Annotated in this window: 28 protein-coding genes; 1 reads left to right on the top strand and 27 read right to left on the bottom strand. The window is 44.2% G+C overall.

Annotation, left to right across the window (positions count from 1 at the left end; genetic code table 11):
- Nucleotides 1-2 precede the first annotated feature (2 nt).
- The 24 genes from M2444_RS11450 to M2444_RS11565 form a co-directional block, all read right to left on the bottom strand.
- Nucleotides 3-1,100: a baseplate J/gp47 family protein gene (locus M2444_RS11450; protein ID WP_280786994.1), complete on the bottom strand. Its 1,098-nt coding sequence runs from the start codon at nt 1,098-1,100 to the stop codon at nt 3-5.
- Nucleotides 1,093-1,458 (bottom strand): DUF2634 domain-containing protein, encoded by a 366-nt coding sequence (locus M2444_RS11455; RefSeq protein ID WP_280786995.1) that lies wholly within the window; start codon nt 1,456-1,458, stop codon nt 1,093-1,095. Before M2444_RS11455 ends, M2444_RS11450 begins: the two co-directional genes overlap by 8 nt.
- Nucleotides 1,443-1,859, bottom strand: coding sequence for a Gp138 family membrane-puncturing spike protein (locus M2444_RS11460; protein WP_280786996.1), 417 nt, complete (start codon nt 1,857-1,859; stop codon nt 1,443-1,445). The genes M2444_RS11455 and M2444_RS11460 overlap by 16 nt, the downstream gene beginning before the upstream one ends.
- Nucleotides 1,856-2,650, bottom strand: coding sequence for a phage protein (locus M2444_RS11465; protein ID WP_280786997.1), 795 nt, complete (start codon nt 2,648-2,650; stop codon nt 1,856-1,858). The genes M2444_RS11460 and M2444_RS11465 overlap by 4 nt, the downstream gene beginning before the upstream one ends.
- On the bottom strand, nt 2,640-2,966 hold the full coding sequence (locus tag M2444_RS11470) for a phage baseplate plug family protein (RefSeq protein ID WP_280786998.1): 327 nt from the start codon (nt 2,964-2,966) through the stop codon (nt 2,640-2,642). The genes M2444_RS11465 and M2444_RS11470 overlap by 11 nt, the downstream gene beginning before the upstream one ends.
- An 11-nt stretch (nt 2,967-2,977) precedes the next feature.
- On the bottom strand, nt 2,978-3,520 hold the full coding sequence (locus M2444_RS11475) for a phage baseplate protein (protein ID WP_280786999.1): 543 nt from the start codon (nt 3,518-3,520) through the stop codon (nt 2,978-2,980).
- Nucleotides 3,521-6,466 carry a phage tail tape measure protein gene (locus tag M2444_RS11480; RefSeq protein ID WP_280787000.1) on the bottom strand — a complete coding sequence of 982 codons (2,946 nt, stop codon included), beginning with the start codon at nt 6,464-6,466 and terminating at the stop codon, nt 3,521-3,523.
- A 45-nt stretch (nt 6,467-6,511) separates the two neighbouring features.
- A complete protein-coding gene (locus M2444_RS11485; RefSeq protein WP_280787001.1) occupies nt 6,512-6,700 on the bottom strand; it encodes a hypothetical protein in 189 nt (62 codons plus the stop codon).
- Nucleotides 6,675-6,977 carry a hypothetical protein gene (locus M2444_RS11490; protein WP_280787002.1) on the bottom strand — a complete coding sequence of 101 codons (303 nt, stop codon included), beginning with the start codon at nt 6,975-6,977 and terminating at the stop codon, nt 6,675-6,677. Before M2444_RS11490 ends, M2444_RS11485 begins: the two co-directional genes overlap by 26 nt.
- 29 nt (nt 6,978-7,006) lie before the next feature.
- Nucleotides 7,007-7,405: a phage structural protein gene (locus M2444_RS11495; RefSeq protein WP_280787003.1), complete on the bottom strand. Its 399-nt coding sequence runs from the start codon at nt 7,403-7,405 to the stop codon at nt 7,007-7,009.
- An 11-nt stretch (nt 7,406-7,416) separates the two neighbouring features.
- Complete coding sequence (locus M2444_RS11500) at nt 7,417-8,445, bottom strand: DUF3383 family protein (RefSeq protein WP_280787004.1); 1,029 nt, start codon at nt 8,443-8,445, stop codon at nt 7,417-7,419.
- Complete coding sequence (locus tag M2444_RS11505; protein WP_280787005.1) at nt 8,442-8,933, bottom strand: phage neck terminator protein; 492 nt, start codon at nt 8,931-8,933, stop codon at nt 8,442-8,444. The genes M2444_RS11500 and M2444_RS11505 overlap by 4 nt, the downstream gene beginning before the upstream one ends.
- Nucleotides 8,920-9,264: a hypothetical protein gene (locus M2444_RS11510; RefSeq protein ID WP_280787006.1), complete on the bottom strand. Its 345-nt coding sequence runs from the start codon at nt 9,262-9,264 to the stop codon at nt 8,920-8,922. Before M2444_RS11510 ends, M2444_RS11505 begins: the two co-directional genes overlap by 14 nt.
- Nucleotides 9,265-9,266: 2 nt before the next feature.
- Entirely contained in the window at nt 9,267-9,740 is a 474-nt protein-coding gene (locus tag M2444_RS11515) for a hypothetical protein (RefSeq protein ID WP_280787007.1), read from the bottom strand.
- Between the two features lie 2 nt (nt 9,741-9,742).
- Nucleotides 9,743-10,294 (bottom strand): head-tail connector protein, encoded by a 552-nt coding sequence (locus M2444_RS11520; protein WP_280787008.1) that lies wholly within the window; start codon nt 10,292-10,294, stop codon nt 9,743-9,745.
- Entirely contained in the window at nt 10,294-11,472 is a 1,179-nt protein-coding gene (locus tag M2444_RS11525) for a phage major capsid protein (protein WP_280787009.1), read from the bottom strand. Before M2444_RS11525 ends, M2444_RS11520 begins: the two co-directional genes overlap by 1 nt.
- Before the next feature lie 47 nt (nt 11,473-11,519).
- Nucleotides 11,520-12,125: an HK97 family phage prohead protease gene (locus M2444_RS11530; protein ID WP_280787010.1), complete on the bottom strand. Its 606-nt coding sequence runs from the start codon at nt 12,123-12,125 to the stop codon at nt 11,520-11,522.
- Nucleotides 12,126-12,133: 8 nt separating this feature from the next.
- Complete coding sequence (locus tag M2444_RS11535; RefSeq protein WP_280787011.1) at nt 12,134-13,414, bottom strand: phage portal protein; 1,281 nt, start codon at nt 13,412-13,414, stop codon at nt 12,134-12,136.
- A 14-nt stretch (nt 13,415-13,428) separates the two neighbouring features.
- Nucleotides 13,429-15,219 (bottom strand): terminase large subunit, encoded by a 1,791-nt coding sequence (locus M2444_RS11540; protein ID WP_280787012.1) that lies wholly within the window; start codon nt 15,217-15,219, stop codon nt 13,429-13,431.
- A complete protein-coding gene (locus M2444_RS11545; protein WP_280787013.1) occupies nt 15,200-15,682 on the bottom strand; it encodes a phage terminase small subunit P27 family in 483 nt (160 codons plus the stop codon). The genes M2444_RS11540 and M2444_RS11545 overlap by 20 nt, the downstream gene beginning before the upstream one ends.
- 124 nt (nt 15,683-15,806) lie before the next feature.
- Nucleotides 15,807-16,160 (bottom strand): hypothetical protein, encoded by a 354-nt coding sequence (locus M2444_RS11550; RefSeq protein WP_280787014.1) that lies wholly within the window; start codon nt 16,158-16,160, stop codon nt 15,807-15,809.
- A gap of 73 nt (nt 16,161-16,233) precedes the next feature.
- Complete coding sequence (locus M2444_RS11555; protein ID WP_280787015.1) at nt 16,234-16,593, bottom strand: HNH endonuclease; 360 nt, start codon at nt 16,591-16,593, stop codon at nt 16,234-16,236.
- A gap of 166 nt (nt 16,594-16,759) precedes the next feature.
- The gene (locus tag M2444_RS11560; RefSeq protein ID WP_280787016.1) at nt 16,760-17,308 is read right to left on the bottom strand and encodes a site-specific integrase; all 549 of its coding nucleotides are present in this window, start codon (nt 17,306-17,308) and stop codon (nt 16,760-16,762) included.
- Nucleotides 17,305-17,454 carry a hypothetical protein gene (locus tag M2444_RS11565; protein WP_280787017.1) on the bottom strand — a complete coding sequence of 50 codons (150 nt, stop codon included), beginning with the start codon at nt 17,452-17,454 and terminating at the stop codon, nt 17,305-17,307. Before M2444_RS11565 ends, M2444_RS11560 begins: the two co-directional genes overlap by 4 nt.
- A 325-nt stretch (nt 17,455-17,779) precedes the next feature.
- Here M2444_RS11565 and M2444_RS11570 point away from each other — a divergent pair, with 325 nt between their 5' ends.
- The gene (locus M2444_RS11570; RefSeq protein ID WP_280787018.1) at nt 17,780-18,859 is read left to right on the top strand and encodes a GTP pyrophosphokinase; all 1,080 of its coding nucleotides are present in this window, start codon (nt 17,780-17,782) and stop codon (nt 18,857-18,859) included.
- A 111-nt stretch (nt 18,860-18,970) separates the two neighbouring features.
- Here M2444_RS11570 and M2444_RS11575 read toward each other — a convergent pair whose 3' ends face one another.
- Genes M2444_RS11575 through M2444_RS11585 form a run of 3 tightly spaced genes read right to left on the bottom strand, consistent with a single transcriptional unit; the run spans nt 18,971 to nt 20,068 of the window.
- Nucleotides 18,971-19,510, bottom strand: a complete 540-nt coding sequence (locus tag M2444_RS11575; protein WP_280787019.1) for a hypothetical protein — start codon at nt 19,508-19,510, stop codon at nt 18,971-18,973.
- 44 nt (nt 19,511-19,554) lie between these two features.
- A complete protein-coding gene (locus M2444_RS11580; RefSeq protein ID WP_280787020.1) occupies nt 19,555-19,764 on the bottom strand; it encodes a hypothetical protein in 210 nt (69 codons plus the stop codon).
- Between the two features lies 1 nt (nt 19,765).
- Nucleotides 19,766-20,068 carry a hypothetical protein gene (locus M2444_RS11585; protein ID WP_280787021.1) on the bottom strand — a complete coding sequence of 101 codons (303 nt, stop codon included), beginning with the start codon at nt 20,066-20,068 and terminating at the stop codon, nt 19,766-19,768.
- Nucleotides 20,069-20,073 lie beyond the last annotated feature (5 nt).

The following is a 20,073-nucleotide window of genomic DNA, read 5'->3' on the forward strand; positions in this document are numbered from 1 at the left end:
GATCAAACCTCCAAATCGACGACACCAATGAGTGGTACCTCGTCATCTGCTAAACTTACATTTCCAGTTCCGCCGTTTAGTTTGAGATTTGAGTAATCCAACACACCTTCAGTGCTTAGTAGCAAAGATCCTATCACCGCCTGACTGACATACGGAGAGACAAAAGCAGCACTAGCACGCCACTTTTCGAGCCGGGCAGCAAAAGAGACCTTAACGTCTTGCAAATGATAACCATTAGCTAGAGAAACATTCGCAAATGTATTGATTGTTTTACCTAACGCCGAGACCACTGTCACCACCGCACCAATTGGTGCTTGACCCTCCCCCATCCCTGGGATTGGGTCAATATATTTCTGAACCTCGGCTATAAGCGCTGTTGATGCCGGACGTTTTTCCGAATCTACTATGACAACCCGAACCGTCTGAGGACCGTTCACCAAACGATAAACCTTCGCATCCCCAACACCAGCGACTTCACGCGCCCACCGTATATAGTTTGCCTTATTACCGCTAGTTTCTGGATTCTTACGCCGCTGTAACAACCTATCCCTGAAAGCTACATCTGTTTCACGATCCCGACCATCTTTGGTAGCCTCGATATTTGTAACGCTAAGTATGTCGGGGTTAGGATTTACAATAATATTAATAGTCCCGGCTGGCACGTTTCCTGCTGCTCCCATTTCCATAGCCATGACTTCTACAGTTCCAATCCCTGAAGCGTTTAATGTGATATCTTCAATTGTCTCAAATAAAACCCCTGAAGCTGTAGCAATCAGAAAACCAGTAAGCAGCGTATAACCAGGCGTCCCACTTACTGTAATGTTCCCATTTGCAAATTCTTCGCTATAGACCGATAGACCATCATTGCCGCCGAGTTTGTAGAGATTAACACCAGTGGAAGCATTTAGCGACGAAGAGTTATATACATCCTCTAGCCTTTCGTCAGCCTTACCCAAATACCAAGCACCGAGGCGTAGAATAATTCCTAACGTCGATAACTCAGAAGTATCCGTAATGTCACCAAATTCCTTCTTTGCCTTATCTTCCATATTGGCAAACCAATCAGCAAAACGCATTCGTTTAAAACCTTGTTCATCCACCGATCCCCACCCCCTCAGCTGTTATAGCTTCACCATCTATTCCCGTTGCCGTAAATGATACGGTAACTAGTCGGTTAACCCTATCAATGACAAAATCTACTGAATCTACAGTTTGAATATGCGACTCTTGCATAAGTCCCGAGACAATTTCATCGTGCATCTCTTCTTTGGAAACATGCTTTCCAAAGAATTTAGAGTGGTCGATTCCGAGTTCTGGATTCAAAAACCACTCTCCCTTATGTGTCCCAAGAATGATTCTACAACGCTGTACAATTGCCTCTGTACCCGAAACCATTTGAAGTTGTCCAGTTAGAAGTGTGATGTCACCAGTATCATCAAGTTTTAAAGCAGTGAACACGGAAACACCCCCACAATTACCGCGTCATTTCGGCTGTGCCGCCTGGCAGTATCCGGGGCTGCAACTTTACCTGTCAGTGTGTTTTTTATTTCAGCGTCTGCACATACGACAAATACGGTATCACCACGTTTAAGTACCGGACGCATTATAGTTTCGTATTCTCTAAGTCCGTTTCCAATGTCGAGACTAAATTTAAAATGCTGGCCTATGAACGGAACAGAGGAAATGGGTGCCGGTTCAGCGTTGGACAATTTAAGTAAAGGCTGTACAGATGCGGTCAACGTATCAGCATTAAATGACAACACTTTGCACGGTAGTGCTACGCTGACATTTTCACTATGCCCAGCTGCATTTTCAGAAAACATTCTTCCTAGCACTGCCACCACATTAGATTTGCTCACATGATCGCCTCCGCTGTCGTAATGAAATCCCCAGTATTCGAAAACTTGTGATTTCCGCTACGAACATGCAGCTTTCCCAACCACTCCCGACAAGTCAAATCAATAACTGACGCTGTTGTGATCCTCCGTTGTAGCTGCGCGGAAATATTGTATCCTTGAATGCCGTTGTCCTCGAAATATTCCGGAGATCCAATTAGGCCCGTTTCTGAAGATAGAGAGAATACCGAATCGGCTCCCTTACGAATATTCCGAACATAGAGTTTGCTTTGATTGATATAACAAGATGTCCCGCAGTCCTTACAAACATCCGAAATGATATCAGTAACTTTTCCCTTTGCTGTGTAACCATCTTGATACCTGTAATCCTGGTTAAGCGTCATTTGCGCTACAGGCAAACCGATATATCCCGCCATCTGCTTAATAATCGCACTGGCTAGTGTTCCCTTTGCAAAAGCAATTTCCGTAACCTCTCGTTTAGAGAGATCCTCGCTATCTAAGACATAAATCGTGGTTATCTTATCCACGCCTTCCCATTTGGTTCGGACCGATGAAATACGACCATGGAGGATAAGTCCAACATCTCCGGTATAACCAGCATTCACCATCAGAACACCGTTACGCTTGAGGTTATTTATAGTTGTCTTCGCTAGATTCCATATCCTCAGTTCCGACTCATTAGGAACAGCATCGTTGTCAAATGGCACTGTGCCTTCCATCGTGTATTTATCAAGAGTGAATTTCATGTTGGCAGTCATAATTTCCACGACACGCCCAAAATTTTTACTCGCCATCTTCCTCATCCTTATCAATAACATACAAAAAGACGCTTATACCAAGCGTCTCCCATGTTACCGCTTTGCTTCTTTCCGATTCATCCCAAGGAACGATAGGTGATTTTGGGAATCGATTGTCCTGGACATCATAAAAGAGCGTTTGTCCATAAACTAACTTTTCCCCATATACCAGCACCTCTCCATTCTTTTCAAGATCCACCGTAAAAAAATCATAGTCGGCATTGTAATGGACTTCAAAACCAAACATTTCACCAGCGATAGATATGTCAAAACGATAGGGAATGTTCTCCTTCTCTATCTCGATAAATTCCATAATTCACCGCCTTATGTCGCCCATTTGCTTCCGGTTTTAAATTTTACCTTCTCAACTTTTTCTTTTTCCTTTTCTTTTTTCTTGCTTGTATTAGAACTCTTCTTTTTATTTGACTTGCTTTTCGCAGATTTTTTTTCTTGGGTTTGTTTAGTCCCTGAGTTCACAATCTTAGTAACCTGCGCCTTAATTGGAGGTGGCAACGTCTCCACATAGGAAGACGTTGCAATCTTTATCTCTCGCAGCTCCATCGAAAAAGTAAATCCATCCGCAGTGGTGTAATCATGTCCCGTCGAAAAATCAGTAATGAGACCTTTGAATTGATTTCTGCCAACGTAATTAATGATCATACCTTTGTCTTTGGCAGCTATGATATATGCGCGTGTCTTAGCTGCATCCGTACCAACAATAACTCCCGTTAATGATAGCGTTCGAGCCTGTGCCTGCACGTGATCAATCAAGTTGACCCCTTTTTCAACCGGCTGCTCTGTCACAGTTATCGGGAAGAATGGTGATTCGTTCTCTACAGTAATGTATTTGCCATCAATAAGGGCCATTTATGCACCTTCCAATCCTACGCTGCGCAGATACGATTCAAATACATCCTGCATTTCTTGCCGGATCGTTTCCCGCAGATTAGAAATAGTCTTATCATCGGCATTACCTGAAACTTTAATATTGAAGATTGGTTTAAAATCTGCACGATGATTATTTGTAGTTGTTCGCGCTGGTGATGTTTCAGGTGTATATGGCTCGTAATCAGGCTTTGTTGATAAGGGTTCCTGCTTCGCTAAAGGAATGCTTATCTGGGTTATTTCAAGTTTAGGCATTTCAAAAGCCGGCATTTGATAGATTGGGAAGTCAAACATAGGCAATGTTACTTCCGGCTGTGAATACGCCTGGTTTTCTTTAGCCGTTAAAACGCGCTCACCTTTATGCAATTCACCGATATAACCGTCCCATGGAACATAAGGCAGCCCATTCGCATGACTTCCGTCTACTGCATTTATGCCTGTGGTTTCAGTAGAAACAGACACACTTGCAGATGTTTTAAAACCGAAGAAATCTTTAATGCCGTCTGCTATGCTTTTGACCTTTTCCATCAAAGTAGATGCCATATTCTGAATTCCATCAATCAGACCATGAATGATTTTTTTTCCTGTATCAAATAGGTTGATCCCGTTGAAAAACCCTGTCACCTTGCCCCACATATCCGAAACGGCTGTCCAGACGTTAGCTCCGGCTGTCTTGATACCTCCAACAATCTGCGCCCATATACCAGTGATCTTGTTCCAGACTTTGGTCATAAGGGAATTAGTTGTTGAAAATACATTATTCCACGCCCCCGTTATTGCGTCCCACACAGCACTGACAGCCTCCGAGATAGTGCCGATAATGGAATTCCAAATGGAAACCATCCAATTCCACACCCCTGTGAACACTTCTGTTGTGGTTGAACTAATGGCATTCCATGCAATTGTGATGGCTGTCCAAATAGCCGTTGCTACAATTGATACTACTGTCTTAATTCCATTCCAGACATTCTTCAGCCAGTTCCAAATAGCTGTAAACACGGCAATGGTTGTCGTTTTAATCTTGTCCCAATTTTTGTACACCAGGAGTGCAATCATGGTAATCGGGCCGCCTATGATGGCCAGAATTGTAACTCCCCATTTTTTTATGAAGTTCGTCACAGAATTGAAGGCCATCATAAAGTATTTAGGGACCGTGACTTTGAAAAAATTCAGAGTTGCCATTGTTGCCGTCTTGATTCCAGACCACATACCATCTATAAATGCTCGAAACTTCTCCGATCGTTTATAAGCTACTACCAGTGCAACACCCAACCCAACAAGAGCCAGAACCACAAGCATAATTGGATTCATTGCCATAACAGCGTTGAAAGCCGTTTGAACGGCAGTAAATGCTTTGGTTATAGCCCCCCAGGTTTTAGTGGCTACCCCAGCAATTTTGGTTGCTGCGGTCACTGTAAACATCATTGTTTTGTATGTTAACAGTGCTGCGGTAATCCCGGAGACGATAGGTAGAAATGGTTCCCACTCCACAATTGCGCGGCCAACTTCATAAATCTTCGTAGCAATTTTTTGAATTTCGGGCCAAAGAGCCACAGCAGCCCCGAGCAGCTGCGTGCCAATCAATACGACTATTGGCTGTATTGCTGTCCAAAGCTCCTGTCCTTTGGTCACCAGTAACCCAAATGCTTCCTGTGCCTTTTGGCCAAACTGTTGTAGATACGGCAAGGCTGTTTGTATCCAACTCCCGACCTTTTCCACTACGGCAGAACCGAACTGCTGAAGATAAGGTAGCGCCGCCTTGACCCACCCGCCAACTGCTCCAAGCGCCGCGCCTAGACCATTACCAATGGCGTTCCCCACAGCCTCGATCTGTGGCTTATGGTCAGATACCCATTGCCCAAAAGCATTCAAGTAAGGCAGTAACTTTTGACCAATTGGAATCAGGATTCCAACCTCGATCTGCCTTCCGAACATTTTAAATGCCTCGCCAGGCTTTTCAAATTTGATTTTATTAAGCTCGTCCATCGTCTTCTTAGTTTTGTCGAAGGATTTCGTAGCCGCACCCATGGCGGATATTACGTTAATCTCCAAGTCTTCGAACTGTGAACCCATGAGCGCAACGCCTATGTTATTCCTGGCTACGGGGTCCTCGATGTCTGATATCATAGAGACGATTTCACTAAATGCCTGTTTCGCGTCCGGTCCGCCCTTGGCAAAGGTCTGCATCATCGCATCAGCGTTAAGGCCCAGCGCGGTAAAGGCATCCATAGATGTCTTACTAGCATCCTTAGACCTTATATTAAATTCCTTCACAGCGTCCCCAACCTTATCAACTTGAAAGACACCTTCAGCAGAGCCAGCGGCAAAAACGTCAAACATCTCGTCCGCTGTAAAGCCCAATGATTTAAACTGGTTGGCGTATTCGTTAGCCGAATCCACAAGTTCGCCGGATTTATCAAGCCCCCGCTGTGCGCCTTGCGCCAGTAAGTTATATGACTCTTCGGAGGTGATACCAAATTGTCGCATCATAGTGTCAACGGATTTGATGGATTCCGGAATTTCAAAGCCGAATTGATCCCGCAGCAGAATTGCATTTCGAGTGGTGTTTTCAAGCTCTGCTCCTGTTTGCCCGGTCACTTGCTGAACATTAGAAATCGCCGTTCCTAGATCGTTCCAATCCTCACCGAAATTGTTGGAGTAAAGATTTTTTGCAACCTCCTTGGTTGCTTCCATTTGCTCAATGGTTGCACCTGTTGCCCCCTGAACTTGCTTCATAGCCGTTTCGAATTTAGATGCAGCATGTACCCCTGCAATTCCTATTCCGGTCATTACAGCTACGCCAGCAGCCCCAAGTCCGACCACAGTTTTTGTGAGATTGCCAACCTTTTTATCTGCATCGTTTATTCCCTTTGAGTTGAACTTAAACCCAACTGCATACATTAGTGAACCGATTATCCCGCCTGCCATAGTTCCTCCTTTCCGAACAAAAGAAGACGCCCTTAAGGACGTCCCCTATTTCTTCTTATTCGCTTTGTTTGTCTGTTCAATATGAAGGTCTAAAGCTGCGTTAGCTTCGGCAATGTCATCATCGTCCATACTATTAAGATCATTGTACGTAATGCCCATATCGGAGAGTAGCAGCCGCCATTGACTCCAATTAGATCGCGCTCGTTTCTTAGCTTCCTTCTTGCTGATCGCCATCTTCGGCGCCCTCATTTTCTTCATTTCCTGTAACAAAGGCGTATGCGGCATTAACTACTTCGCTATATTCCTTATAATCTTTGAAATCATCAATTTTCATTTTAGGCTGCACGACAACATGTTTAAGTACTTCTTCAGACAAACGTTCTTCCAGAACCACTCCAAATTTATTCTTTGAGCCATCGTTAATTTTAGATACTGCGCGTACACCTGGATGCTGGAAGGTATAACTTGCACCTGATTTAGATTCGAATTCTTTCTGTTTAAAATTACCCATTGATATAGGCCCCTCTCAATTTTTGGATTTTAGTTCATGCTTAAGTCAAGACATTGAAACTCGTAGGAACGGTCTCCAGCTTCTCCACCATATTCCCGGTCAGCTGGCTTCTTTAAATAAGCTTGTGTTGCGGTGTTCGTTTCCTTTGGCGTACCTGAGTACATAACAGATACAGGTACAATCTTCTGGCTGTTAGCCAGTCCATCCAAATATGCGGCTTGTGGGCTAGTGCTTTGAAGGGTGACAGTAATCGTGCCAAGTGGGTTATTAACCTTCGTTCGGACCACATCTCCTTGCGCCCCTACTTTTGTTGAAAAGTTCTCTTCGTCCTTTGCCACGGTTACCAGGTCTTCTCCAAATCCCGTTAAAAAGACGCCTCCTACAATTACAGAGACGTCCATTGCATCATATGTTTTTGCTCCCGACACCCTAACCCCTCCTATGCAAATTTAATGGTGCCACGAATGGCAGTCTTGTGTATGGCTCCGGCCTGAACAAATTCAAACTTTCCATCTGGATAATTGCGCGCTGCTACCTGTGCCGGATCAACTTGACTACGTGGTGGAAAAGTCGTGTTATACAATGGAACGTTATCATCGTCAGTAGCAATCATGCCATTTAGAAATGACCGATGCAGAACCGTCCGAACGGCACTCTCAATTTGAGCGATACCCGTATTGTTGTAACTGATCTTTTGTAATGCATGCTGTGCCTGGTTGAATAAATCTTGAACGGCGTATTGAATGCTAAAAACAATGTAGTCCTGGGAGTGAATGAAGTCGATATAATCACCGCTACCAGACTTGCATTCACTGGTGACATTAGTTCCCGCTTTGGTCACGTATGTGTTGGCACCAAGTGCGTGGATAGCTGCTAACTCTGTCGCAGTAACATCCAGTGGTGCAATACCGGTTAGTGTCCATCCCATCCAAGTTATCGAGCCAGGTGGGAGACTTCCGGCTGCTCCGATCCAGCATGCTTCTGGATATTTAGCAACTTCTGCTGCAATATGATAAAAACCATAGGTTCGCGTGTATTTCTTAGCCAAGATTGTAGCCAAATCGGCTTTATCGCTTGTACGGAAGAAAAATTGTCTGGATTTATCTGCCTCGATAGCATCACCAATAGTGGTAATGTCCAAAGCAGCCGTGCTCGTCGTAACGAGAAAATGCCAATCTCTTAAAAACAGCTTTGGTAAAATATCTGTCAACGTCTCGGGTGTTGCGCCTGTTCTCCTAGATACAATCGCAATTTCTGCTGGCGGGTTCTTCTGTGCAAAAAGCGCAGAAGCTGCCTTATATTCCTCCGTACTGGAAGCATAATCAATCTTCACGGCATCTATATCTAAGTAATCTTTAAATTCTTTACCCGCTGTACTGGAACCTAGAATTAAGGGTTTGCCAAACCCACCTAAAATAGGTGTCGGCTTCAGCACAGCTATGTTTACAGTAACGTCGCTAATACTCAAAACTTATCACTCCTTTGTATTGGTGCAGTATCAATCCAGCCTGACATGTCTGTTACTACAACATCCGTGGCCCGAAACTCAACATCAAAGCCCTGTCTTCGCTCCCATTCCTCACCAATGTTAATATCCCGGTTCTGGATCTCTCCGATATCTGTAACAATGATGTCCAGCGTGTCTTTCAGCAGCTCCCGGCCAGTAACTTTAAACCAGTCACGGGCGTGCATGGCATTGACCATTGCAATATCCGAATCATCTGAGTAACAGCTAAAAGAGACGGTAAAAGTCACCGTCTCCCGCCTATGCTGCTGCCCGTCCTGCTGGGTAATAATAGGCTGACCGCCGGAAGACTCGAACCCCCCAACAAAGCTATAGGTCATGAAATCACCGGAAGGAGTATCCCCGCCGCCGTTCATCTCAATGACCAGACCACCGGAAGCCGATTCCATCCCCTCAACAATGGCAACCCTAATATCCTCAAACGGGAGCATTGGCGACCACCTTCCGCAGAAGATATTGATTGATGTCGGAATACTCTCGATCTGGTGATTCATTTACGGTGTACTGTACGCCCATGTAGTCAATACGTTCACCAGTGCTGTGTGTCGAAGTCGTATATAACATACGATCTGTCTCAGTGTAGTTACCGCCCTCTGTCGCTTTCAATCGAACACTCACCGGCTGGATACTACCGCTCCGCGTTAGTCGTTCCGGTTGATTTGAAACCCATTTACCCTTGACCCATTCACCGCCACTGTCTCGGATCAGGGTATAAGGTCTGAAATATTTTCGAATGACGCCAGCAAATCTAAATTTCCGCATGATTAACTTCCCTTCGGTACAATGTCATAGGTCAGGGAGTCTCTCAAATCCTCGTCACGTTGCAGTAACTTCTTTCCGGATTTATGAGAAGCATAAATTGCAGATAAGGCTGGGAGTTTAATTCGGTTGAAATTCTTATACGTCTTATCTAGCCCAACCTTTCCGATTTCATGAAGCAAATCATCTACACGCATACGACCATGGGCAATCTCAGTAACGCCAGCTCTAACCAGCTTCCCTATTGCCGCCTGAGATTTCTTCTTACCTGTCCCTATGAATGATCTTGCGGGTATGTTCATCTTAACTGAGCCGTACTCATGTACACCTGCAATCATTGCTAGTTCGGCGTCTCCTTGCATACCGACTCTTACCAATTTTTCAGTAAGAGGTCGAAGGCGGGAGGCAAGTAGTTGCAAATTATCTTCACCAGTAACCTGAACACCTACACGGCGTGCTCTTGTTCTTGATCCTGCCATGTCTACACCCACCTTCCAACATACGGAGAAATAAGAGATACCACAGTTGGCGGTAAACCTTCACCGCCTGGGCTGTAGTTAACCGAGATATCTCCCACCCGCTCCGCAGTCACACCAGGTGTACGGAGCATTAATTGAGCATGGAAGATACAAGCCAGTTCTAACACTTCCGGCAGCGTACGCGGTTTTTCCGTAGTTGCATCACCAGGCAGCACATAACCGGCAGTGTACGTTACCTTGATATTGTGTTCACCCGCAGGCCAGCCGGAAGGGCAATAGATCCGCCCTTCTTCTAGCAGTTCATACTCTCCTACAGGTTTTCCGGGAATAACCACTTCTTCAACACTCTCCACCGGATAGTTTCGAAGGTTGATATATGATGATCGGGAATTCCCACTATGACGTTCAACGTAACTTTGCAGCTTGAACGAACGTTTGCAGTAGTTTTCAATGACCTGGGAAGATGCTGCAATTTGCATCTGCAGCATTTCATCTTCGTAAGAATCACCTTGAACGCCCATTGCTTTCTGTAGACGATCAACCGTTGTCAGCATTAGGCACCAGAACCGGAAATGGTCAACTGACCGTAGACAACCGCTTCATCATCAAAAAATTTAACATCTTCCCGCTGGATGGCACGAACATCGGTCGAATTACGTCCAAAGGATTTCCCGCCGACATTTGTCGAAGCCAATGAATACTGCTGGCGGTCAAATAGGACAATTGCCTCTTTCAGATCACCAATGATAATCGGCGCTTTCTTCGTGGTGGTTCCAGTCGTAGGCAACCAGCGATTAGCAATGACGACAACCGGCTTCCCATACAATAATTTCTGTGTAGGCTGTGTCGGATTGGGTTGCAACAGGGCCTTTCCGTCAGAATCTTTTAACAAATCAAGGAAATTAAACCCATCCTGGTTCGTAATAATGGTTGCCCCCAGACTGATAGACGGATCAAGGGTTACATTCAAAATCGTTTTAATCGCATCCAGCCCGGAAACAGCTACTTTGGTCAGTGTTTCCAGCAGATTCAAGACAAGCTTATTACGCGTAATTACGGATTTCTTTGCAATCCACTTGGCAATATAGGACATCAGGTTTTGATCTGTGTCCTGGATCAAGCTATTGGAAATAGGAAGGATGCCGCCCCGGTCCTTGATGGTGTAAGAGATTGGTGTAAACTTGGGATTGTCCATATCGTCAAGGTCAGTCAATTCCGTAATCTCAGTAAATTCCGTAATGTCAGCATTTTTCTCGATAACCCGCGAACCGGAACGGGTTGATACAGGTTCCACCGTGATATAGGATTCAAGTGACACAAACTGACGCTTTTTTTCCAGGATCATCGTTTGAATATCCTGTGGAACAATAAGCCCGCCGTCTTCTCCGGTTTCGCCGCTCATGCCTGCGCGAGTTTCTTCTGCTGAAGCATCCAATAAGGTGCGTTCTTCCGTTGTCAGATTGCGCTTGCGCAGCTCCTTCAGGAAAGCGTTACGGTACTGCTCTTCCTTGTTTGGCTTGTTATCCCGATGTTCTGGCTCTACAACCGGTGCAATATCACCCGGCGTATCTAATGCGCGCATTTCAACCATCAAATCAATCTGCGATCGTAGCTCCGCTGCCGCATCTTTTGCCGCCCGAGCTTCTTCCATCTTCTTGCCCTCCATTAAAGACCGGGCTTCTTCCAACTTCGCCGCCAGTTTCTGGCGCAATTCACGTTCTTTCGGGTCCATAGTGTATACCTCCGTTTAATATTTTTGTAAAACAAAAAATCGACATATTAGGCGAGCGCCAACAGGTCGATTTCAAATGCAAGCTTTTCATTTTCAAATTTCCGTTGTTCTTTGGATGTAATGCCTAGTTGATCAATGCTCCGCTGATCCACTTCGCTGTCTAGGTATGCTGGGAAAGGAGTCGGTGATACTTCAAACAAATTGATGTCAAGCAAGGTACGGATATAAACATCCTCTTCCTTTATATACTCCCAAGCGTCCCCGTTACTCCGAACATAGAAGCCGAAGCTCACACCGTCAACATCGCCGCGCCGCACAGATTCATAGGCATCATTACCCCATGTATTGTTTGGTAGATCAATTTCAAATGACAGTCCCACATCATCTTCCAACAATCGCAGTGTCCCCGGCTTCGACGATCCAAGAACAAAGTCACTCCGATGATTCCAAAATGCCTTAATTACGTTCTCTTGCAGGCTGCGGGAGAATGCCCCTTTAGCTACACGTTCGTAGAACTCTCCCCAAATCAATTGGCTGCGTTGGTTAAACTTAACGACATACCCGCCGATGGTCTGAGTCTGACTTTCGCCCTCGCCCTCCGTACTACGCACTTCAATTTTAGCTGGCAAATAACGAATAACCTTTTCACTCACAGTTTTTGTCACCCCCCTTCGTTCGGAGCTTCTTTACCGAGACCCGCCTTCAACATTTGGTACTGGTCCATCTTCTCCAGGTTGACATAGTTCAGGCTGACAAAGTGAACATCTCCTTTGTCACCGATGTTGTCTCGTTCCTCCAACTCCCGCACTTCATTTATGTTATAAACACCCATTGCAATCATTTCCTTGTAATAGGCTGCACGACTGGTACTGTCTCCCCTCAACTCACTGGACATGTTGAATTTAGTATAATATTTCTTTCGTTCCAACTCTGTGAACAGCTTGTAATCACATTCCTGCTCCCAATTCGTGGTGATCGGCTGCAGCGTACTTTTCACATACTCCAAAGATTGGTTTTCCATATTACTGAACTTTACATCCGTTAATCCCAGCTTGTATCCTGGAACCTTGTATATCTTGGCAGTCTCCAAAATCCCGAATTTGCTGGTTTCAATGAATTGAGCGTCATTCAAGGGCATGCCAAGGTTCTGATATTCCATCCCCGCATCCAGAATGGCAATCCGGTGTGCATTATTAAGGCCCGAATTTGCTTTCTGCCATTCGTCACGCGCTTTGTCTTTGGCTGGTTTATCCAAAGTACCATTCGGTATTTTGAGTATCCCGCGTGTAGCCGTCCCATTGGCGTAAAAGGCTCCAAGGAATTTCCGCTGCGACTTTTGCACTCCAAGTTCCTCACGAATAACGGAAATAGGAGTGATCCCCTTCAGACCGCTTTTACTGATAGACTTAAAATGCAGTACATCAAAGTGTCTCAGTTTCCGCATTTCGCCGTTCGGAAGTGTGGTCACATACCAAACCTGTCCAGTGTCTTTATCAACTTGAACGTCTGTCTTGGATGGATCAAGGGGCCATAGCCCCTTTGGAAGACCATTATTAGGTCCGCTTGTCTCCCATTCAATATTTGCGTATCCATTGCCCCATACCGTCACATGAACCTGCATCAGCTCTTTGAAAGTATAAGCACCCATGTAAGGATTCGGACGCGATCCAAGCAGCTTGGAAACAGGGTGGCTGCTATCGCGCTCGATCCCGGCTCCACGCTTTTTAAAAACCTGAATTGGCAGCTTGCCGATGTCACCACCCAGGACAGAAGCACAGGTATAGACGTTGCTGTTTAGCAGTGCGGAATCCGTAGTAACGCTTTCCCCGCTTGCTGTGTTGGATAGACCAAATAGATCAAGCAGCCACTGCGGAGGATGAAGCAAACTTTCCTCTGAAGACCTCCGGTCCCACCAGCGCTGTACAAAGTTTCTTCGTTTCACGTTTCACCCCCTCACTAAAAGGAAAAGTCTTCGCTCATGATGTGATCATTCAGATTAATGGTGGAATCGCCCACCATCGCCCGGACCATGGCGTTAATGATTGCTGCAAGCAAGTCAATTCGCTGGCTATCGTCCTTATGCTTCTTTGACAGCTTAATATTCCCATTGTTATCTGCAACTTCAACGGCATTAGACAAGCACCATGTCAGCAACGGACTGCCATCATGAACGATTTGGCCCCGCAGAATCAGCTCACGGAAGAACTTTGTCGGTTCCGAAAGGGTTTGAACCCCCTGCCGGATCTCTACCCGGTTGTATCCTTCCGCCTCAAGTTCCTGAGTGAAGTGGGTGGCATTGTATGGATCGTAACAAACCTCTTCAATAAACCATGATTGTTCCTGCTCCAACCCTTGCATGTGGGATTTAATAAAGCTGTAATCCACTACTGATCCAGGTGTAAGAGTACACCATCCCTCTTCAGCCCATTGTCGATAGGGCACACGGTCACTGTGTTCATGCTTACTCGCCGTTTCTTCAGGCATAAATCCATGTGCAGTAACTGCATAACGCCCATCTTCCAGGCGGAACACAAAACCGGAGCCAGTCAAGTCCGTTGTTTTGGACAAGTCAAGCCCGTTACGCGTTGCATAACCATGAACCAAATCCAAAAAAGCACTCCGTGACACTGCGAGTGCTTTCCATTTGTCCATAATGCCGGACATATATTTATTTTCGCTATCTGCCTGCCAGAGATTTACTCGCTTGGTCAACCATTCTCGGATTTTATGCGAATCTCCCGAATTGTAAGCCTCGTCATGCTCAATGCGGATTTGTTTTCGCAGTTCTTGGGCATATTCGTTATCCTCTTGCAATATAGGGTTGGCTTTTATCCAATTCTCTTCATTATGTGGATCGTCTGCCTTTTCCAGCTCCCGAATCATCACATAATATGTATCAATCATCGGGGTATCGCCGTCCAACATCTTACATAGGGAATCATATTCCTTCTTACAGGGACTATTTTCGGCATCTTTACCAGCTGTTGAAATGATTTGCATTAACGATTGCAGCCGTTTACCGAAGCCTGAATAAGATACGTCCAAGATTTCGCTGGTCGGGTGTGCGTGGTATTCGTCAATAATGACAAGACACGGCGCACCGGAGTCCTTGTTTTTCGTATCCTTGGACAATGGCCGCAGCCAGCCTCCACGTCGAGCGTGTTCAATGTATGTACGCTTGATCCGCAGACGCTTGGAAATGTCCGGGCTGTTTTCCCCCATAGCTTTCGCGTCCAACCAGACCCGCTTTGCCTGCTGCTTATCGACTGCCGCACATTCAACCTCCGGGCTTTCTTCATAACGCTTCAGATGTGGCTTTCCAGGCGGATACACGCAATCACCGCACATTCCATAAAGGGACAGACCGGACATTTCGGTTGATTTAACATTCCCACGCGCCCGAAGATGCAGCGCTTTGGTGAATCGTCTTTTCCCGCTGTCCATATGCACCCAGCCGTAGACGCAGCCCAAATCAAATTTTTGAAAGGGTAACAGCTCAATAAGTTGCCCGGAGAACGGGCCGCGAACATGCCGGCAGCAGCGCTCAAACCATTCGAAAATGCGGTCTGCCCTGGATTCATCGAAAACATAGGGAAATTTAGTCGTTGCTTGCCGCTCTAAATCTGATAGATGTCGCTGACAAGCCTGCTGCTCTCGTTTGCAAGCCTGCCGTAATCCCATGACCACTTCGGCGGCATAGCGATTAGTTGGGTGAACATCCTCCCAATCAATCGAAGAGTCCAGCATTTTCGTCTTCCTCCTGGTCCGCCGTCTTCTTAGCAAGTCGCGCACGCGCTTCCGCGTTCAGTCCAAGCTTGTTGGAGTAAGAAAGAATAATCCGCGAATAGCTCTGTGCCATTTTCACATAAGCACTGACAACCATATTCCCTTGAGCATTTATTTCCGTATACCCTTCAATGTCAATCAGACGGTTCGCGTCCTGGTATTTCGCTACTGCATCGCAATAAGCGCCCAGCACATCTTCATCCACTTTATCCAGGACTTCAAACTCGGCCATATCCTTAACTGTCTTGCGCCAAACCTTCCGGGCTTCATCGTTCAGCCAGCCGGGTATTTTCATCGTCGGCTTTTTCTTGCGCTCAAACTTTTTCGAAGCAGCTTCCCGAGCATTTACCTCGGCCTCCGTCCAATGCTTGCCACCGCCTTTCTGTCCCACCCGCATATGATTAAATTTTACAATATCTGGCATATTTTCCGCACCTCCTTTAGAAACTTTCACTGGGGACTTTTTTTTACACAAGAGTCCGATGCGGTCTAATCTGGTTTAATTTTTTTTTTTTGAAACCAGGGGGGCTATAAAAAAAACACCTTTTTCAAGGTGTTTCTTCTACCCAATCTGTCAAATTAGTATCCCTAATAATTTCTGTAGACCAACTAATTAGTAGGCACAATCCATTGTTCTCGATGCCCCATTTTCTTCTTTCATTCCCTGCATAACCACCCCAAATAGATTCAAGTGCATCATGAACATAATCTCTATCTGGTCTTGAAAAGAGGCTGAGATCAAGTCCTGTTTCAGTATTAAAAGGAAACTCTTTCTCTAACCAATCAAGAACATCCTTGTTCTCAATATGAGAATTAACCTCAGCTACAGAATAACTCTTCCCCCTATCAACGAGATATGATAGTTCCTGAATAAATTGCGTTAATACTGTCATTTTGCGCATACATTCTTCATCTCCTAGAAGTATTTTCCTACGAGATAATTATACTTCGTAAATCTATTTATTGTATATAGAATCAATGATTCCCAAACCCACCATCCTCTCGGACAGTCTTAGCATCATGGCACGACTTGCACAGCGCCTGCCAGTTGTTACGATCCCAGAACAATTCCTTATCGCCCTTATGCGGCACGATGTGGTCAACCACAGTTGCAGTAATCACTAAGCCTGCGTCCCTGCAATACACACATACCGGATGCTTACGCAAGTAACCCAGCCGGGCTTTACGCCACTGACCGTCATAGCCACGCTGTGCGGCTGTCCCACGGTATCTATCATAACTGTGCTTATCTTGTGTATGGTCGGCACAGTAACGCCCCCTAGAGAGGTTACTACAGCCCACACGACTACATGGTTTAAGTGGTGATTGCGCCATAATTAACCCCTTTACTGCTATTAAATAACTGGTAAATACTGTGTGATCTAATTACACATATCTTACATTGTGTTAAACTCGTTCACTCCTTATAAACCTATGATTTATAAGGCTTCTGCTGCTGCCACAGAAATGAGTTTCACCTATCCTTAATATGAGTAACTGACTATGCTTTGTGACGCTTCAAAGCCATGTCCATGCTGTCTTGTGCCATGCCTATATATCGAAGTGTGACCTTCGGAGAAGCGTGGTTAAAGAAGTCCATTAGCATGCCGATATCCTTATCCGTTGTCTCATTGTAGAAGATATAGCCAAATGTTTTCCGCAGAGTATGACAGCCCATTTCCGAGAGGCCGAATTCGTCACCAATGGAACGCATAATCTTATATGCCATTTCGCGGGTGATAGCCCGATTCATACCCTCTCTACTTTTGATCAAGAATTCATTTGGTGGCTTTCCCTCTATATAAGACAACAGTTCCTTTTTCAATTCAGGAGCCATATATATCCGTTTCTGTTTATTGGTCTTCTTTTCTCTAATAGAGATATGAGACCCAGATACATCCTTGACGCGTAGTCTCAGAATGTCACTGATCCGCAGGCCCGTATAAATGCCCAGCAGGAACATTATGAAATCTCTAAGGTTCTTATTCTTAAGGTAATCCTTAATGTCTTGAACCGTTTCCGGGTCGCGGATTGGCTGAACAAAGTTCATTTGCCCTCACCACCGTTAGCCCTAACACATCCAATAGCCTTAGAACAGAACTGAATAGATGCTTCCCATCGTCCCCAAATACATCCCTTACAAATAACAAGCTGCTGCTTATCCGGTGGTTCTCTGAGGCACTTAGTCTTCTTCATCACTATTCCTCCAATGAAAAATAAAAAGCCGCTCAGGAAAGAGCGACTTTTAGATTATGATTTTAAAATATAACAGGCGAGAAGAGTTACGCCCTAGTTAGACCTACATGATAGAGTCATGAGTTTTAATCTCGCCTGATTTCTACATTACCAATGTAACACGGAAATCCTATCAGGTGGCGTTCATCTTAAGTTCATGTTACGTTCAATTAATAATCAATATTTCTTGAAGAATTTGAACATCCAAAAAGAAAAAAAAGGAAATAACGAAACAAATATCGAAATTTATTATACTATCGAAATTTATGAAAGATGAGGGAAAACTATGTCGTCAATACAAAATAAAAGCGTTGAGGATTTAAGAGGTTGGTACACCGAAAATCGCCAAATTTACAGCAACCTTGCAAACAAAGTTGAAGCTATAATAAAAGAATTATTAGATTCGGAAGGCGTTACATACTATTCAATCTCAAGCAGAGGTAAAGATCTAGATAGCTTTGTCAAAAAGGCTCAGAAAGACAAATATAACGATCCAAAACATCAAATTCAAGACTTAGCTGGTATTCGAATCATTACTTACGTAAGAAGTGAAGTAATTAAAGCATGTGAGATTATTAAACCTCTGTTCAAAATTGACGAAAAAAACAGTATAGATAAAAGTAGTGAGCTAGGAAAAGACAAAGTTGGATATCGCTCAGTTCACTATGTCGCCACTTTAACTGATGAAAGATTAGCCTTACCAGAATATAAAGGATTTAAAGATCTTCACTTTGAAATTCAGATAAGGACATTGCTTGAACATGCATGGGCAGATATTACACATGATAGAAGTTATAAATTCACAGGCCAATTCCCTCCAGAATACGATATTGAGCGAAGATTTTCACTTGCTTCTGCAACTTTGGAACTTGTTGATAGGGAATTTGATGCGATTGTAAATACACTTGATGCATACGAAAAAGAAACAGAAGGAAAAGCAAAAAATGGCGAATATGATTCGCCTATTAACGCAACTTCTCTCGAAAATTACTTACTACATAAGCTTGATTTTTATATAGAAAGCGAAATAATAGATCCTACATTCAATCGTTCTGAATCTTTAATAGTAGAAGAATTATTAAATTTTGGTATTTACGATCTTAAACAATTAGATAATATAGTATCTAATGTAAGTAGAAATTACCCCTTATTAATAGCTGTAGCTACTAACTATATGGGCTTGTTACGGTATGTAATGATTTATACCGATATTGATCTTTATTTTAACAATGCATGGAATTCAAATTGGACTCTGATAGCGGAAGACTTTGTAAAATTATCGAGGAAATATGGCATTGATCTCGATTTTTATCTAGAGACTTGTGGAATTAATGTGGATGACGAAGATGACGAAGATGATGAATAAATTATAAATCTTCTACATTCAACAAAACTCTCAGTATATAAAAAAACCAGTAGGGTAGCATCTACTGGTTTTTTTATATAGTTTTCAAAACTCCTATAATCACTCATGTTTTTATTCTTTTATCTGTTCAATTATTCCCATTAGCTTCAGGGTGTTGGCAATGCTCTCTATCCCTTCACTGAGCTTGCGGCGAATCGTGCTATCACTCAAGCCGTGTCTAAAAAATAGAATAGTTTCTTTGAAGGAATGCCCTTCAAGGTAGCGGTGGATCACAGCTTGTTTAGCCTCATCATCTTGTATCAATAAAATGGCCCTATGGATCGTGCTGGTGTAAAGCTGGTACTGCTCATATACCCAGCGCTGTTTATCCATTAAAATAACGGCATTGGCCGTCTTATCCGCATGTAACTCGTCCGAATCAATTCGACGGGCTACTTCTCCATCAATCCCGATCATCTGCATAGCTTTGGTATTTTTCTCGTAATCATCCATTAATAGTTTCATGCTTTTATATTTGCCGAGAAGGAATTTTGTTCGTTGACTCTCTAACTCATTTGCTTTCGGAAAAAGCTCCCCTTGTTCCCACACCATTGCCATTCCTCTCATTCCCCTTTGTGTTATAATGGGTTTGAGGAATACCTTACCATTCATTGACCCCCAGCCCCGCCAAGGATTAGGGGGTCTTTTCATGTTTACTATGCATATCTAGATCCACGCGGCATTTTACCATCTTCGTCGAGTACGATATCACTGAGTATGATTGCTGATGTTGCTGGAATGTACTGACCTTTAAATTCTCCGAATGTTATGTTGTAACCACCTCGTTCACGTTGTGCTCGGAATGATACTCCTGAAACAATACTTCCAGCTGATGAATTGATATTTTTGATTGTTTTGATGATCATTTTATGCCTCCTTTTTCCGATTTTCTGTTATCCTCGCATCTTTCGGTATTGATACCCAAGCAAACCCTCTCTTAGCTCCTCCTGGTTCTTCCAGTAAATAAGAGTAGCCTTTTGGAAAAAAATCGTTTAATCGAATCCGCAAGTCTCCAAAAGTTGTCTGAATGATTTGATGTTGAGCTAGTTCGGAACGTGGACATACATGTAACTGCATGCGCTCAATCTTGCTACCTCTGCGAATTACCTTGCTAAGAGCCATATTGATCATATTCACGGCTTTTGGATGGATTGAGGATAGAGTGCTCATCAGGG

The sequence above is a fragment of the Paenibacillus sp. PastF-3 genome (assembly GCF_029893135.1).
Classification (GTDB): Bacteria; Bacillota; Bacilli; order Paenibacillales; family Paenibacillaceae; genus Paenibacillus_AQ; species Paenibacillus_AQ nitricinens.

Bases quoted from the DNA above. Each gene is read 5' to 3' on its own strand.
- M2444_RS11475 (WP_280786999.1), bottom strand. From the start codon at position 3,520: ATGGCCCTTATTGATGGCAAATACATTACTGTAGAGAACGAATCACCA.
- M2444_RS11580 (WP_280787020.1), bottom strand. From the start codon at position 19,764: ATGATCATCAAAACAATCAAAAATATCAATTCATCAGCTGGAAGTATT.
- M2444_RS11570 (WP_280787018.1), top strand. From the start codon at position 17,780: ATGTCGTCAATACAAAATAAAAGCGTTGAGGATTTAAGAGGTTGGTAC.
- M2444_RS11575 (WP_280787019.1), bottom strand. From the start codon at position 19,510: ATGAATGGTAAGGTATTCCTCAAACCCATTATAACACAAAGGGGAATG.
- M2444_RS11525 (WP_280787009.1), bottom strand. From the start codon at position 11,472: ATGGACCCGAAAGAACGTGAATTGCGCCAGAAACTGGCGGCGAAGTTG.
- M2444_RS11585 (WP_280787021.1), bottom strand. From the start codon at position 20,068: ATGAGCACTCTATCCTCAATCCATCCAAAAGCCGTGAATATGATCAAT.
- M2444_RS11545 (WP_280787013.1), bottom strand. From the start codon at position 15,682: ATGCCAGATATTGTAAAATTTAATCATATGCGGGTGGGACAGAAAGGC.
- M2444_RS11490 (WP_280787002.1), bottom strand. From the start codon at position 6,977: ATGGGTAATTTTAAACAGAAAGAATTCGAATCTAAATCAGGTGCAAGT.
- M2444_RS11555 (WP_280787015.1), bottom strand. From the start codon at position 16,593: ATGGCGCAATCACCACTTAAACCATGTAGTCGTGTGGGCTGTAGTAAC.
- M2444_RS11505 (WP_280787005.1), bottom strand. From the start codon at position 8,933: ATGCTCCCGTTTGAGGATATTAGGGTTGCCATTGTTGAGGGGATGGAA.
- M2444_RS11485 (WP_280787001.1), bottom strand. From the start codon at position 6,700: ATGGCGATCAGCAAGAAGGAAGCTAAGAAACGAGCGCGATCTAATTGG.
- M2444_RS11565 (WP_280787017.1), bottom strand. From the start codon at position 17,454: ATGAAGAAGACTAAGTGCCTCAGAGAACCACCGGATAAGCAGCAGCTT.
- M2444_RS11560 (WP_280787016.1), bottom strand. From the start codon at position 17,308: ATGAACTTTGTTCAGCCAATCCGCGACCCGGAAACGGTTCAAGACATT.
- M2444_RS11465 (WP_280786997.1), bottom strand. From the start codon at position 2,650: ATGGCGAGTAAAAATTTTGGGCGTGTCGTGGAAATTATGACTGCCAAC.
- M2444_RS11520 (WP_280787008.1), bottom strand. From the start codon at position 10,294: ATGCTGACAACGGTTGATCGTCTACAGAAAGCAATGGGCGTTCAAGGT.
- M2444_RS11480 (WP_280787000.1), bottom strand. From the start codon at position 6,466: ATGGCAGGCGGGATAATCGGTTCACTAATGTATGCAGTTGGGTTTAAG.
- M2444_RS11550 (WP_280787014.1), bottom strand. From the start codon at position 16,160: ATGCGCAAAATGACAGTATTAACGCAATTTATTCAGGAACTATCATAT.
- M2444_RS11515 (WP_280787007.1), bottom strand. From the start codon at position 9,740: ATGGCAGGATCAAGAACAAGAGCACGCCGTGTAGGTGTTCAGGTTACT.
- M2444_RS11470 (WP_280786998.1), bottom strand. From the start codon at position 2,966: ATGGAATTTATCGAGATAGAGAAGGAGAACATTCCCTATCGTTTTGAC.
- M2444_RS11540 (WP_280787012.1), bottom strand. From the start codon at position 15,219: ATGCTGGACTCTTCGATTGATTGGGAGGATGTTCACCCAACTAATCGC.
- M2444_RS11510 (WP_280787006.1), bottom strand. From the start codon at position 9,264: ATGCGGAAATTTAGATTTGCTGGCGTCATTCGAAAATATTTCAGACCT.